The organism is Neobacillus vireti, from assembly GCF_001026695.1.
Taxonomy (GTDB): Bacteria; Bacillota; Bacilli; order Bacillales; family Cytobacillaceae; genus Neobacillus; species Neobacillus vireti.
Genome location: NZ_LDNB01000023.1, coordinates 1 through 15,472, shown reverse-complemented (window position 1 = coordinate 15,472; position 15,472 = coordinate 1). Strand labels below are relative to the sequence as shown.

Genomic DNA, 15,472 nt, shown 5'->3' with positions numbered 1-15,472 from the left:
AAGGACTGACCTCCTTTTTCTCATTTCTTGAGTATATTGTAATGACTTACTACCTCGTTTGTGATTTCGCTGTTTTCATCCAACCCGCTTACTTCTTTTAGCACTGCTTGAAGCCCTTTTTCCTTAATCATCGCTTGCAGCTTAACTGCTTCGTCATCTTCTTGGTAATCAAAAAGCAGTGCCGAGGCAATGGCCTTTGCAAGATTCGTGTATGAGAGTCCCGCTTTCGCTGCTTCAGTAGCAGGGCGTACGAGACGATCATTTGGACCAAGCTTACGGAGCGGTGAACGGCCTACTCTTGTCACATCATCATTCAAATAGGCATTTTTAAAACGGCTAATAATTTTTTCGATATATTGGCTGTGTTCTTCTGGATTTAAACCATATTGATGAATCAAATAGGCACCCGTTTCGCCAAGTGTCGCTTTAACTTGTTTGACAATCTTCTCATCTGCTAATGCTTGATCGATCGTAGACTTGTTCTCCAGATAACCAAGGTAGGCAATGACGGCATGACCGGTGTTTACTGTAAACAGCTTTCGCTCGATAAATGGAGCGAGGTCTGAAACAATCTTCATCCCTTCAATCGGAGGAATGCTTTCGCTTGTCTCTACCACCCATTCATAATATGGTTCAACCAGCACATCGAGGGAGCCATGATTGTTTTGAATCGGGACGATCCGGTCAACGGCAGAATTAAAGAAATACACTTTGCCCGCTAAATTTTCCTTCGTCCCATCATCTAAATGTTCGAAAATATAACCTTTTAACAAATCGGTCGCCGAAATTTGGTTTTCACAGGCAATTACATATAACTTTTCTGAGTTTGTCTTAACCCGTTCGGTTAACCCCTTCGCAATTAGCGGAGCAATCCGCGGGAGGATATTCGGGCCAATCGCCGTCGTAAGGTAGACGGCATCCTTTATTGCTGCGACCACTTCATTTTCTTGTGTCAAATTGTTTAATCCTGACACGTTATCTACCGTGACTGTTTCTTGTTTATCTGTAGCCAATTTTACTTGATAGTGCTTTTTCTCATTTAACTGGCTAATAATTTGATCGGCAATATCAACAAAGGTCACATGATAACCCGATTGTGAAAAAAGTGCGCCGATAAATCCTCTTCCAATATTCCCTGCTCCAAAATGGACGGCTAGTTTCATTTTTATCATTCCTTTAGTATATTTGTGTGAAGATAATCCAAAAAGATGGATTCCAATTTTGTCCGAATCATCTCTTCATTGGCTGATGAAAAAATCAGAACGGCGGCATGATTTTCAATTAAACTTGTGCTAATCAAGCTTACAATTTCCTGCTCTCTGATACTTAATTCCTCCGGTGCCAGCATGAGCAGTACATTCTTCATGTACATATTCTTTCCATCCATACCTTTTACAAGTATAGGCTGCTCCAAATGAGAAACCTGGAAGATGAGTTCATGAACGTTCTTATTTCTGCAGTGAAATAATGCCAACCCGGTATTTGGAATACCGAGCCCGCCTTTTCGTTCCCGAGCTTCTATCGCTTCCAGCACATCACTTGAATCGATTAACAGCCCATTCTTTTCAGCCAGTTTTACCATTTCTTCTAAAATCCGATTATGGCCTGTTAGATGCGGCATCCGATAAACGCAAAAGTTAGTTAAAACAGACTGAATACTTTGATATACATCCTTTATCTCCTGTAATAATTCCCCTAAAGTGACACTTGTAAAACTGGCTGCGTGAGCCTTTTTGGGAGTTGTTTTTAGATAATGCTTATTTTCTGTTATAGTCTCGATGTTATCCCTTATGAAATTCCTGATGGTGACGATATTTTCTTCACTTAAGAGTGGAGAAACAAGGATATAGTCTAGATTTGTAAATGGGAGTTTAACGGTAGAGATAATCAAATCATAGCTGCTTAAATTATTTTGCTGCTGCATTTCTTTCATCGATTTGATTTCGATAGACCCAATTCCCACGATTTTCTTCTTAATTCGGCTGGCCAGCATCTTAGACGTGCCAATGCCTGTGGGGCATACAACTAGTGCCTTTATCGACAAATCTTCTTCCTGCATCACTAAAGCCGAGCCGAAATGGAGAACGATGAAGGCTATTTCATCATCTGGAAAGTCTGGAATATCGATAAAATACTTTTCAACACTATTCTTAACAGCTAAAAACAGAAACGGGTATTTTCGACTAATTTCCTCTTTTAACGGGTTAAACAATCCCATTTCTTGTTTAATTCGATATAGCGACGGCTCCATATGGGCAAGCAGTCCCTGATACAAAGAAAAATCCTTAGTCAGATTCACATGAAGTTGTGAAGATACATGTTCGATTACGTTTTTTATCCTTTTGCTAAGGACAACACTATCATATGGAACAATATCGACGGCTTGAAGTTTAGAACCTCTAAGGATTGCCGCCAAAAAGAGTACATCCTCTTTCGTAAACTCGACCGAAAATGATGATTCAATTCGCTGACAAATTTCCCTAATAAGGTTATATTCATTCGTCTGCTCATTGAGAAAATCTGCATCTTCCTCTAATAAAAAAGAGCCTTCCGTCCTTTGCATGGTAATACAAATATGTACGATTAGACCGATATAATCGCTATATGCAAGACTTTGCTGCAAATGATTAAAAGTAGTATTTACTTCTCGATTTATCGCTAGAAGGTAGTCTGGACGAAAATAAAACAAAATGACTTCTTGAAAGCTCTTTTCTTTTTCCAACAAAAACAAACTTTCCATTAGTTCTTCATTAAAATGAAGCAATAAATAACTTGCCAGGGCTCTCCGTTTGTTTGATTCCGAACCGTTTAAATCGACTCCGACTCCCCTTTTTCTAGTAATTTGAACATTAAAATGACGAAGCCACTCTGTCATTTCATCCAAATAGCTGGTTAGGGTTGTGATACTAACACCAAGGTCATTGGCTAACGTCTGAATTTTATAGGACTCCTCTTGCACCAGAGATATGAGGAGCAGCAGTTTTTTTTCCTGGGCTGTTTGATCAATAGGGTCGATGTTCATTAAATACTGGATCAGGCGGAATATTTGCTCATTCTTCCCCTCAATCATCAGTCCTTTATCAATATTGCGGACTAAATGGAGCGCAAATGAGTCAAGAATTTTTTCTACCGCTTTTAAATCCCGTTGAATCGTTCGTCCACTCACATTTAAGTATCCAGCAATCGACGCAGCGGTATGTTTACCTGATGTTTTAACGATTAATTCAATGATTGCTTTTTCCCTTGAAGTTATATACATGCAACCAACTCGATTCCGATAAAAAGTACAGCAGGTAAAGTGAATAGAAAAGCGGCAAACGCGGCTTTTCTATTCTACAAATAAATTATTTATCATTTAAAATGTCCATGATTTCTCTTGCTGATTTTGCTTCAACTAGTTTTTCGATATTGGCCATATCAGAACAAGTAACGGCTATTCCAGATAAGATTTCAAGATGTGTCCCATCTTTCCCGGCAATACCGAAAATCAAACGTACCTTCTGGCCGTCAAAGTCTACACCATTCGGTACTTGTAAGACCGTAAAACCAGAATTCAGGACATCCTTTTTCGCTTCTTCAGTACCATGTGGAATTGCGACATCATTGCCCATATAGGTGGATGTCATTTCGTCACGTGCGATCATCGCGTCAATATAGCTTTCCTTTACATACCCTGCTTTAACCAGTACATTGCCAGCGAAACGAATCGCCTCTTCTTTCGTAGCAAATTCTTGGTTAAGGAAGATATTTTCTTCCCGCAGTAAAGCATCATCAGTGTGCGGGTCACCGCTTGGAACCACTGCTTCTGCGTCTTCCACGATTTCCTGAAGTTCTGCCGTTTCAGGATTTTTTAACCGATTAATTAACTGATCGTATTCAGGACTTGATAGGAAGTTATCAACCGAAATATGATAGGCATTCGGCACTTGCTTCTGGGCTCTTGGTGTCAACTCTTCCTGAGTAATAACAATTTGGGCATCAGAAGGCAGGTTACTAATTGCTGTATTGGTAACCGCAATGTTCATTCCTGCTTCTTTTACCTTTTTCCGAAGAAGTGACGCTCCCATTGCACTTGAACCCATTCCCGCATCACAGGCAAAAATAATTTTGCTGACTTTTTCCGGCATTGTGCCTGTGTTAGCAGCAAAGACATTAGAAACAGAGCTCTTCTTGCCTTTCATTTCTTGCATTTTTCTTGCTGCCTCTTCAATGTCTTCATCCTTTTGCTTACCCGTTTTTAGAATGAAAGATGACAGCACAAAGGATACGATTCCAGCTACTAGAACGCCGGCAATGTTGGCTAGATAAGCACTCCCTTGCGGCGGAGTAACGGCCATAATGGCAATAATACTACCCGGCGACGCGGGAGAAGCTAATCCCCCACCTAAAAGCATCAATGTAAAGATACCGCTCATTCCGCCTAGAATGACGGCAAAGAACAGCATCGGACGCATTAAAATATATGGGAAGTAAATTTCATGAATCCCGCCAAAGAACTGAATAATCGCTGCGCCTGGTGCTGACCTTTTGGCAGTCCCTTTACCAAAAATACTGAAAGCTAGCAGGACACCGATACCAGGTCCTGGATTTGCTTCAAGTAGAAATAGAATGGATTTCCCTGTTGTTTTCGCTTGCTCTAACCCAATTGGCGACAACACCCCATGGTTAATCGCATTATTTAAGAACAATACTTTTGCAGGCTCGATAATGATACTTGTCAATGGCAGCAATCCCGTCGCCAATAACCAATCAACACCCGTAACAAGCCAGCCTGTAAATGTGGTAACGGCAGGACCAATGGCTAAAAAGGCTAAAATCGCAAAAAATCCACCAAGGATCCCTGCCGAGAAATTGTTAACAAGCATTTCAAAGCCTGCTTTAACTTTACCTTCAATCAGCTGATCAAACTTTTTAATCACATATCCGCCAAGCGGTCCCATGATCATTGCACCGAGAAACATCGGAATATCTGCCCCGACAATGACACCCATTGTCACAATCGCCCCGACAACACCACCGCGTTGATCGTGTACAAGCTTACCCCCTGTATATCCGATTAAAAGTGGAAGTAAGTAAGTTACCATAGGATCAACCAATTTGGCAAGGCTTTCATTTGGAAAAATACCAGTAGGAATAAATAGTGCAGTAATTAACCCCCACGCGATGAAAGCTGAAATATTCGGCATTACCATCGAACTTAGGAAGTTACCGAACTTCTGGACAGCTACTTTTATATTTGATTGAGCCATAAGTCTCATCCCTTCATTGTAATAGTACCTTTTTAATGGTAAGGTACGAATCCCCTGCATTCAATAAAGAGGAAAGCTAACTTTGTCACAACTAAGGTGACAAAGTTAGTGTTGCTCAAAGAATTAGCGGCTATGCCTACTGAAAAAGGAAAGGCGGGTTAAGATAACCCGCTCAATTTGTTGGTGTTTTTCTCCACCTCTATATTTCAACAAATTTCTTAGGAGTTTTATATGAGAAGTCAATTATTTCAAGGATTACGACATTTTTAATCAAACGATTGATTAGTTTAATAAAAACTAATCAATCGTTTGATTAAAATCAGATGAAGTGCTTATAAATAAAGTTTTCACTCTTAAAATCAGTTAAGACAATGTCGAAACTATTCGTTTTCGATAACCTTATAACCGCAAACCGTGGCGAAAAATAGATTTCTGCCTCTCATAATACACGTTTCGACAAGTATACCCTTTTTCTATGTTAACCAAACGTTTAATTGAATCATGACTGACTCCTTCATGGGTTTGGTTTTTTCACGGGTATTTGAAAAAATAATGCCAAAACCCGCTCGACTTTTTTTTCATAGAATTGTGTCTCTTATAGAGATTCAAAATAAATAAAAAAATCAATCCGCCATTGCTTCAATGCAAAAAGGGATTGATTTTAGTCAGAACTGCTTTCATTGAGTCGGATAGACAGTTTTATGATCTGCAAGGATTACCAATTGTTTTTCCTTAGATTGAAAATTTATTTGTGCATCAGAGGAGTAATACCAAATCTTTTCGTTTTCCTTTACTTCAAATATATTTAACTCATCCTGAAAATCCAAAATTCTCGAAGCAGTTTCCACATCAACAGGCAGCGAAATCTGCCAGTGGCGGTCTTTTTTTTCAATAGTGTATCTATTAGTTTGACATAGCAATCGACTGCCTATAGAATGACGAATCATTAACATTAAAATTCGCCTCCAGGTAAATCAATTAATAAAAAGAAACTATCTTGATTTCCCTGAATGGTAATTTCATGGGTATCAGTGATTCGAGCAGCGTCTCGGGACTTTAAAATGGAATCGTTATTTATTGTTATTTCCCCCTCTATATTAAAGACATAAATCTTCCTGCCTTCTTCCTGCCGAAAGTTAACGGTCTTCTTTTCTTCTAGCTTTGATAAATAAAGGGTTAAATCTTGATGGATTTTTGCCACCCGATCTGAGCTGATACGGGATATTACCGGTAATAAGTGGTTATGTAATTGTTCAATATCATATGAAATGTCCTCATAAGACGGTATTAGCTTCTTTTCATTAGGTAAAAACCATAACTGTAAGAATTGTACTTCTTCCTGATTGGACGCATTAAATTCGGAATGAAGTACACCAGTACCAGCACTGATACGCTGAATGTTTCCATGGCCAATAATTCCGGAATTCCCTAAGTTATCTTCATGTTTAAGCTGCCCCTTCAATACAATAGAAACAATTTCTGCTTCACGATGTGGATGAATCCCAAAACCTTTTCCCGGCTGAACGGTGTCGTCGTTAAAGACACGTAACGGACCAAATTGGATATTAGAAGAATCATAATATTCACTAAAGGAAAAACCAAGATTACTCTCCAGCCAATCATTTTTTACAGTGTAGCGTTTACCTGCAGGATAAAGTTCAATCAACTTTTTCCACTCCTTAGCTTAAATTTATTAAAAGGTTTTCCACCGTTATAAATTCTTTCTTAAAAACAAAAAAGTTGGAATATATAACCGGATTTCTTCCGCTATATGCTCCAACCTCTTTCTTACTTCTGCAATAGACCATTTTAAATCCTATTGCAGGGGAACAGAAACCCTTATGCTTGATATTTCTTAATCAAATCAACAAACGCATCTGCGAAAGATTGTAAGAATTGAACCGTTTTTTCATCTTTAATTTTGCCATTTTCATCTAATAATGCAGCAACATTGCCAATATAGGCTTCCGGTTGTTGAACGATTGGCATATTTAAAAACACAAGTGATTGACGTAAATGATGGTTTGCACCAAATGCACTCAAATTACCAGGAGATTGGCTGATAATGGCTGCCGGTTTGGCATTCCATACACTTGCTCCATATGGGCGTGATCCTACATCTAGCGCGTTTTTTAATACAGCTGGAACAGAACGATTATATTCAGGAGTTACAAATAAAACAGCATCGATTTCTTTCATCGTATTTCTAAAGGCAGTATATTCTGCAGGAGCATTGTTTTCATCATCATAATCTTGATTATATAAAGCGAGATTTCCGATTTCTACAAATTCTGTTTCATAACCTTCCGGAAATAAAGCAGCAACATTAGCTGCAATTTTTTTTGAAAAAGATTCTTTCCGCAAGCTACCAAGTAAGATTCCAATTTTCGGCATTTAATATCTTCCTTTCTTCCTGTTAATATTTTTAATTCAAGATAATTGTAACTGAGATAAATTTTATTGTCAAAAAAATGCATTCCGAACAGAAAATCTTTATATAAATCTAATTCAAGTTTAAGCGGCTCTTTTTAACTCATCCTAATCTTTGTGAGTTTTGATACCAAGTCGCTGCTGCTTCTACTTCTTGCATTGTTAATTGATGACCTCTATTCTCCCAATGAAGCTCTACATTTGCATGTGCCTTTTGTAATAACGATTGTAATTCAGATGACTCCATTGGCGAACAGATCGGATCATTAGTTCCAGCGGCAATAAATACTGACTTGCCAGATAGATCAGGGAGATCAATTCCCTTTCTTGGTACCATTGGATGATGAAGAATTGCACCCTTTAATGCATTTTGATAATGAAATAATAAACTCGCTGCTATATTCGCTCCATTTGAGTATCCAATAGCGATAATATTATCCCGGTCGAAACCATACTTTTCTGCTGCATCATCTAAAAACTCATTTAATTCTTTTGTTCGAAAAATAAGATCTTCTTCATCAAAAACACCTTCTGCTAATCTGCGAAAAAATCGAGGCATCCCATTTTCTAATACATTCCCACGGACGCTTAATACATTTGCTTTATCATCGATCATTCCTGCAAGTGGCAGCAGGTCTAATTCATTGCCGCCAGTACCATGAAGCAATAATAATGTTGGTTTTGTAGGATCTTGTCCTTTATTGAATATGTGTTTCATCATTTATCTCCCTCCAGTAATGGGTTTATTGCAAATTATTTAGGTCTTTCTATTTCAAAAATTGCACCAATTTTGGCGTAATTATTTCCAGCCAATCGACTTACAGCAGCTAACCCCATAGGGTCGATTCTTCCATTTTCATAAATATCGCTTTCGATATGAAATTGAACAACTTTTCCAATAATCAGATCACATCCAGGCGTACCCGAGCCTCCCAATTCAAGGGAATGCTCTAATGAACATTCCATTCTGATTTTCGCTTCCTTAACTCCAGGAACTGCTATTTTCACACTTTCTACTGGAGTTAAGTTAGCTAACTCAATCTCACTTTGATCAGGTGGGAGATTTGCTGCTGTCATATTTATTTTTTCAACATTATGTTCGTCAACGATATGAACCACAAATTGTTTGGACTCGATAATGTTTCTCGCTGTATCCTTTTGTCTCCCCGCCGACCGTTGAATAGATAATGATATCATCGGGGGATTGGATGATACGATATTAAAATAACTAAATGGGGCACCGTTAATAACACCGTCTTTCGAAATGGTTGTGACAAAAGCAATTGGTCTAGGTACGATGCTGCCTATTAGAAATTTATAATTTTCTCTTTCAGATAATGAAGCTGGATCGATTGAGAGCAAAGAAATCATTCCTTTTCGTGAAATCAGTCTAGTTTTCTTACTTCAAACGGAAGCAAAGCTCGTTCTAACTGTCCTCTATGTTGTTCATACTGTTCGGGTAGCATCAATTTTTCACCCATTGTCTCTTGTGATTCATCATGGGCAAATCCTGGAGGATCAGTTGCTATTTCAAATAGGATTTCCCCATGCTCTCTAAAGTAAATGGCATTAAAGTAGTTCCTATCTTTTACAGGAGTGACTCCATATCCTTTGGATGCCACATATTTTTGCCAATCCAATTGATCTTCATCATCAATCGCCCTCCATGCAATGTGGTGAACGGTGCCAACACCCATTTGTCCACGTCCCATAGGAGTTAATTTAAGATCGATAATATTACCGATTTCCGCAGTGGAACGGAAACGTGCTAAATCTCCTTCTTTTCCGACTAATTCAAGTCCCATTACTTTTTCTAATAAATCAGCCGTTTTGTTAGGCTGGGTTGATAATAGGGTTGCCCCGCCAAAGCCTTTAATTGCAACTTCAGGTGTCACATCCCCGAAAGTCCAATTGTTGATTTCTCCTTCTTCCCTTTCAACAATTTCCAGGTGAAGACCGTGTGGATCATCAAACCCCAAATATTGCTCTCCAAAGCGTTCCATTTTGGTAAAAGGAATATTGAATTTTCCTAGTCTTTTTTCCCAGAACGCAAAAGCACCCTTTGGAACAACATAAGAAGTTACTCCCACTTGACCGTCTCCAATAATTCCTTGTCGAGCTCCGGCCCATGGAAAGAATGTAATAATAGTTCCTGGCTTTCCACCATCATTACCAAAGTAAAGATGATATGTGCCTGGATCATCAAAATTAACTGTTTGTTTAACCAGTCGTAATCCTAATACACCAGCATAAAAATCTACATTTTCTTGTGGATGTCCTACGATAGCCGTGATATGGTGAATGCCCATAGTTTTTTTGCTCATTTTTTACACTCCTTTTTCATGTAAAATCAAAATGAAACTCTATACCTTATTTTGTTCTACTAATAAAATTAAAGTCTCATAATATTTATTTTGAATCCGAGATATTATTTATAAAAAATGCAAGTTTAAACCCTATTCCTTACTTTTTTCAAAAGATGTACCAATGTCTCTGCCTCATCAGAATTTAATGAATCAAACATACTATCTACTAACTCATGATATTTCGGCATGATTTCGTTCATCAATTCATTTCCAGCTGCAGTTAATGTGACATGTATCACTCTGCGATCATCTGGGCAGGCATTTCGGTTTAATAAACCTCTTTGTTCTAACTTATCTATAACATAGGTCATCGAACCACTTGAGATTAATATACAATTTCCAACTTGTTGAATCGTTTGTTTCCCTTTTTGGTGAAGAACTTCTAAAACAGAAAATTCCGTAATACTCAACTTGTTTTTTGTCATTTCTTGCTTTATTCGTTCATGAATTGCTTTAGATGTTTGCATTAATTCCAGAAAGGGCAAATTGTTGCATCTCTTCCCCATTTATTTCACCCCTTGATAATCTCGAATTAAAGTATCTTGAATATGAGATAATGATAATACTTATTATTTTATTTGTCAATACCATTTAATTTTCACTAACCGTTTGAAGAGAAGCCCCCGTTGAATGGGGGCTCAAACTCCCTAAAAATACATGCATTAGCAAGAAATTCTTATATGTTTTTTACAATCCCTAGAACAAACCCATCATATCCCTTGCTTCCTACCGTTTGAATAGCTGTCGAATCAATGCGTGATTCGTCAGATAATAAATCGATAAATTGACGAACACCTTGCACACTTTCATCTTCACTATCAGCATCAATGACATGTCCCTTACGAACCACATTATCCCCAATGATCACTGTTCCTGGTCCGGAAAGTTCTAATGCCCATTTCAAATATTGAGGGTTGTTTGGTTTATCAGCATCAATAAAGATGAAATCAAATGTAGAAATTCCTTTTTCTTTAAGGGTTGGCAATGTGTCGAGTGCTGGCCCTACAATCACTTCAATTTTATTTGCTAATCCTGCCTTTCTAATGTTTTCTTCAGCCACTTTTGCATGCTTGCTATTATATTCAAGTGTGATAAGGCGCCCATCATCTGGCAAGGCACGTCCAAGCCAGACAGTACTGTAGCCGCCAAGAGTACCAATTTCTAAAATGTTTTTAGCTCCTTTAAGCTTTGCAAGTAAATAAAGGAATTTACCTTGATTAGGAGCGACATCAATAGCTGGCAGTCCCGCCTCTGAATTTGTCTTCAAGATCAAATCCATAACAGGGTCAGTCGTGTGAAGTTTAGTGCTAAAATAAACATCTACATCATTCCATTTTTCAGATATATTCATATTTTCACTCCTTAAAAGTTTTGTTTTTACTTCTTAATAATAAGCGTTTTTCATCCAAAAAAATTAATGTCTTTGACCAAATAGTTTATTTTAAGCTTCCATATTAGAAGTATATATCACTCCTACTAAAAATCGAACCTTCCATCCAATGATTAAGGATATTCAATTTGAATCGTTCGGTTATGTAGACTTTAAGAAGCTTTGGATTAAGTAGTGGCGTTTCATTCAGGAATCAAGTGAAATTGACAAGGTGATTAACACTCCCTTTATGTGTAATTACTGTTGATTTTCCTACACCAATTTTCTACAAATTTCTTAGTAGCTTCTTGACGAAATGACCATTACGTCAATGAATGTTTCATTTTAAAACAAACGATTGATTAGATTTTAAAAAACTAATCAATCGTTTGTTTGGAATTGGATTGAGTGCTTATAGATATGGATTTTGCCCAAAAAATCAGTTCAAATAATGTCAAAAATTTGCTGGGAGCCAACTATGGCAGGGAGATAATTTCTCTTTCCTAAAGCTACACGATAAAAGCAAAGTATAGAATGAATAACAAACAAAGCACATACATAATTGGATGAACTTCTTTAAAACGCTTTTGTACTACTAAACAAAGTGGATAAAGAACAAAACCAAATGCAAGACCTATTGCCACACTAGAAGTGAGGGGCATCATGATAATCGTTAAAAAGGATGGAATTGCAATCTCCAACCTATTCCAGTTGATTTTACTTATTTGCATTACCATGAATGTCCCCACAATAATTAATGCAGGTGCTGTAACTTCCAATGTAATAACGGAAAGAATTGGTGAAAAGAACAAAGCAATCGTAAAACAAGCAGCAATAATGACAGAGGTAAACCCTGTTCTTCCTCCGACAGCAATACCAGCGGAAGATTCAACACTCGTAGCAGGTGTGGATGTTCCCAATATAGCTCCAACTGCACCAGCGGAAGAATCAGCAAGTAATGCTTTCCCTATATTTGGAATAGTATTACCTTTCATCATGCCCGCTTGACTGGTAAGTGCAATTAATGCACCAGCAGTATCAAAAAAGGCAACAATTAAAAAAGTGAAGATCACTGCTAGTATTTCAGGGGTGAAAATCTCATCCAAATGGGAAAACACGACAGCAAATGTTGGTTTAATGCTCGGTATACTTCCAACAATGGTTGAAGGAACATTAATTACTCCGACAATCATTCCAATAATTGTTGTAATTAGCATCGCATAGAAAATCCCTCCATTTATCCCACGTACTAACATAACAATCGTAATAACAAGGCCAATAATAGCTAGTAAGGTCGTAGGTGAGGTTAAGTTTCCAATGGAAACAAATGTATCTGGATTGGAAATAATAATCCCTCCATTTTTTAACCCAATAAATGTGATGAAGAATCCAATTCCAGAAGCTATTGCATGTTTTAAATCCAGTGGAATGATATTAATAATTTTCTCTCGGATTTTCATTAAACTTAATAACATAAAAATGACTCCTGCAATAAAGACACCGGCCAAAGCGACTGGCCATTTTATTCCCATCCCAATACACACAGAAAAAGTGAAAAATGAATTCAATCCCATACTTGGTGCAATTGCGATTGGGTAGTTAGCAAGCAAACCAATAAGTAGTGTACCGATGATAGCAGTAAGAGCTGTTGCAGTAAATACAGCCCCACTATCCATCCCAGCTTGGCTTAGGATAAGTGGATTTACGACTAATATATATGCTATGGATAGGAAGGTTGTCAGTCCTGCTAGTGTTTCCTGCTTAAAGGAAGTATTCCGTTCTGTAAATTTAAAAAAGTTTCTCATGTTGTAAGCTCCTATTCTGCTAGATTAAAGAATGAACGGGAATGATTCCGGGGTTAGTTTTCCAGCCAATTCATTTTATTATTCCCTTGAAATAAAAAAAAACTTTGGCCACAGTATAGCCAAAGTTTTTTTCTACAAAACGGAATATAAAATATTATTTATTTCCCATTCCTTGTAGACAAGCTATTTATGGTAGCTGGTAGAAACTTTCAAGCCGTATTCTTGAATTTATACAAGGTATATCTATTCTTTTTAAAAACAATAGGAGAATGATAACAAGTTTAAATAAAAACGTCAATAAAATATAGTATAAATTGAAATAAGTTCTCCTGTAAATAATGGAAAAATATAGGCGAAAGGGGAAGTTTCTGTCCACTGCGATAATGAAGGGGCAAATAATCCCTCTTTAAAGTTAAAGAACGTTTTTTCACAACCGCAAAGAAAACCGTAAGTTCTATACAAAATATTTAATTATTATTTTTTGATAATACTTTTGAAGATGCGAATTCCTCAAGCGATTTTTTAAATCCTAATAATGGTGTATCACTTTCCAATCGGTCCACAATCTCTCTTGCACATTCCGTTATTGATTGGGTGGCTGTATTAAATTCAACATCGTAAATTTCTTGCTGATGTACAAAACTGAGCTGAGAAATTGCTTGCCCGATTTGGCGGTCTCCTCTGGACTGTTCCCTGCGCTCTAGCTCCTCGACAGGACAATGAACTCCCACAAGAAGTATTGGATAAGAGTTCAGGGTTTCATAAAAATTTTGTAATGTTATGGGGTCATGGAGAATTTGATCAAGTATTACATTAATACCTCGATCTGAGAACATTGCCACATTTCTATAATAAAAATATTCTGTTTCAATAGGTATTAGCCGCTGGTTATCTCTATCTTCCATTTTTTCTATGACTAAATCATAATCATCTATGCTAAAAGTAAAAAAGTCAGGAAGTAACTTTGTTATCTCCTTAGCTAAAGTTGATTTTCCTGAACTTGATACACCATTTAGAACAATAATCATTCCTTTTCCCACAAAAGCACACTCCAATATCCTTAGTTATTAAGCTACATTCTATAGAGTTCAATGCCAATAAATATCAAAACTATGAGAATACTGCAATTTTACGTGCGATAGATTCTGTTAAACGAGATGCTACTTTTGGAACAGCCCATTTAATAATTGGTGTTAACACCGCACCCGAAAATCCGCCTGCATGGACTTCCACCGTACAAGTCATTGTGGTTTTACCATTAACATCTTCTGCAGTAAAGTGACCGCTTCCTGTGAAGTTATCTGATAAACCTTTTAGTTCAAATTTAATATTTGAAGGTTCATTCCATTCGGTAATATCTACCTGCGCTTGGATTGTTTTTTTAATACCTTTCATACTACCTTCAAATGTCCAAATAGATTGCTTGTCATTTATGATTTCATGTTCTTTATAGGCTGGTACTGTCGTTGCCCATTTTTCAAGATTACTGACATAATCCCAAACTGCTTGTACATCTACTGGAATTTCTACTGTATGTGTTCCTGTTGCCATTATGATTCCCACTTTCACTACGTATGAATTGTAAATTTATATTTTTATAAAATATAATTATTACATAAAAGACATAAACATACATCACTAATTACAGAAATTATAAATAAAGTAAACCTACATACGAAAATCAGGAAGGGACAAATGTCCTTTCCTTTATAGTTTAATACATTTACTATTAATTACAGAAAAGATGATTGTCAGGGTGATGAACAATGAAAAAAATTAACGATAATCACTTGTTAAGTGGCATGCTTATTATGCATAATCTCCTAACTGTATTTGATGAGGGTCATCTAGATAAATTCAATTTATATACGTTAAAAAAAGGAGAAATTATTTAAATGTGCTGTAACCCCTCGGTAAATAAGAATTGTTGCCAATTAGCGGGCAATTATTATGTCAGTTAATTAAATGTTTGATTGAAAACGGCTTAAGCACGCACCAATCCTCAATTTATCCCTCCAAACAGCTAAAAAGTATGTCGAGACCTGGCAAATAGTTATATTCACCACTCCTGCATAAGGAATTAGGTGGAATAGTCAAAGGAATATCTCAAATTGATTTCAATTCTTTTTCCACTATTTCTACGGTCTTAATTCTCTGTTTCTACAAGTTTCGACATATTCCGGTTGGTGACAGTGAATTGCGCCCATAATAGTTGACACGAATAATTCCGGAAATCTATGACCATAATTGTCA

General features: G+C 37.1%; 14 protein-coding genes and 1 riboswitch. All 14 genes read right to left on the bottom strand.

Going from position 1 to position 15,472, the window contains the following annotated elements; translation table 11 throughout:
• Positions 1 to 20: 20 nt before the first annotated feature.
• Entirely contained in the window at positions 21 to 1,163 is a 1,143-nt protein-coding gene (locus tag AA980_RS24825; protein WP_024027042.1) for a mannitol-1-phosphate 5-dehydrogenase, read from the bottom strand.
• Positions 1,164 to 1,168: 5 nt separating this feature from the next.
• Entirely contained in the window at positions 1,169 to 3,259 is a 2,091-nt protein-coding gene (locus tag AA980_RS24820; protein WP_024027043.1) for a BglG family transcription antiterminator, read from the bottom strand.
• An 85-nt stretch (positions 3,260 to 3,344) separates the two neighbouring features.
• Entirely contained in the window at positions 3,345 to 5,249 is a 1,905-nt protein-coding gene (locus tag AA980_RS24815) for a PTS mannitol transporter subunit IICBA (RefSeq protein ID WP_024027044.1), read from the bottom strand.
• A gap of 677 nt (positions 5,250 to 5,926) precedes the next feature.
• Positions 5,927 to 6,202, bottom strand: a complete 276-nt coding sequence (locus tag AA980_RS24810; RefSeq protein WP_024027045.1) for a hypothetical protein — start codon at positions 6,200 to 6,202, stop codon at positions 5,927 to 5,929.
• Entirely contained in the window at positions 6,202 to 6,915 is a 714-nt protein-coding gene (locus tag AA980_RS24805) for a pirin family protein (RefSeq protein ID WP_024027046.1), read from the bottom strand. Before AA980_RS24805 ends, AA980_RS24810 begins: the two co-directional genes overlap by 1 nt.
• 173 nt (positions 6,916 to 7,088) lie before the next feature.
• The gene (locus AA980_RS24800; protein WP_024027047.1) at positions 7,089 to 7,643 is read right to left on the bottom strand and encodes an NADPH-dependent FMN reductase; all 555 of its coding nucleotides are present in this window, start codon (positions 7,641 to 7,643) and stop codon (positions 7,089 to 7,091) included.
• Positions 7,644 to 7,782: 139 nt separating this feature from the next.
• Positions 7,783 to 8,400, bottom strand: a complete 618-nt coding sequence (locus AA980_RS24795; protein ID WP_024027048.1) for an alpha/beta hydrolase — start codon at positions 8,398 to 8,400, stop codon at positions 7,783 to 7,785.
• Positions 8,401 to 8,432: 32 nt separating this feature from the next.
• On the bottom strand, positions 8,433 to 9,041 hold the full coding sequence (locus AA980_RS24790; RefSeq protein WP_024027049.1) for a flavin reductase family protein: 609 nt from the start codon (positions 9,039 to 9,041) through the stop codon (positions 8,433 to 8,435).
• A gap of 23 nt (positions 9,042 to 9,064) precedes the next feature.
• Complete coding sequence (locus AA980_RS24785) at positions 9,065 to 10,003, bottom strand: ring-cleaving dioxygenase (RefSeq protein WP_024027050.1); 939 nt, start codon at positions 10,001 to 10,003, stop codon at positions 9,065 to 9,067.
• A 125-nt stretch (positions 10,004 to 10,128) separates the two neighbouring features.
• Positions 10,129 to 10,551 carry a MarR family winged helix-turn-helix transcriptional regulator gene (locus AA980_RS24780; protein ID WP_024027051.1) on the bottom strand — a complete coding sequence of 141 codons (423 nt, stop codon included), beginning with the start codon at positions 10,549 to 10,551 and terminating at the stop codon, positions 10,129 to 10,131.
• 170 nt (positions 10,552 to 10,721) lie between these two features.
• Positions 10,722 to 11,396, bottom strand: a complete 675-nt coding sequence (locus AA980_RS24775; RefSeq protein WP_024027052.1) for an O-methyltransferase — start codon at positions 11,394 to 11,396, stop codon at positions 10,722 to 10,724.
• Between the two features lie 527 nt (positions 11,397 to 11,923).
• Positions 11,924 to 13,219 (bottom strand): NCS2 family permease, encoded by a 1,296-nt coding sequence (locus AA980_RS24770; protein WP_024027053.1) that lies wholly within the window; start codon positions 13,217 to 13,219, stop codon positions 11,924 to 11,926.
• Positions 13,220 to 13,374: 155 nt separating this feature from the next.
• Positions 13,375 to 13,475, bottom strand: a riboswitch (purine riboswitch).
• A gap of 211 nt (positions 13,476 to 13,686) precedes the next feature.
• Positions 13,687 to 14,259, bottom strand: a complete 573-nt coding sequence (locus AA980_RS24765; protein ID WP_024027054.1) for a chloramphenicol phosphotransferase CPT family protein — start codon at positions 14,257 to 14,259, stop codon at positions 13,687 to 13,689.
• A 70-nt stretch (positions 14,260 to 14,329) separates the two neighbouring features.
• On the bottom strand, positions 14,330 to 14,770 hold the full coding sequence (locus AA980_RS24760) for a CoxG family protein (protein WP_024027055.1): 441 nt from the start codon (positions 14,768 to 14,770) through the stop codon (positions 14,330 to 14,332).
• Positions 14,771 to 15,472 lie beyond the last annotated feature (702 nt).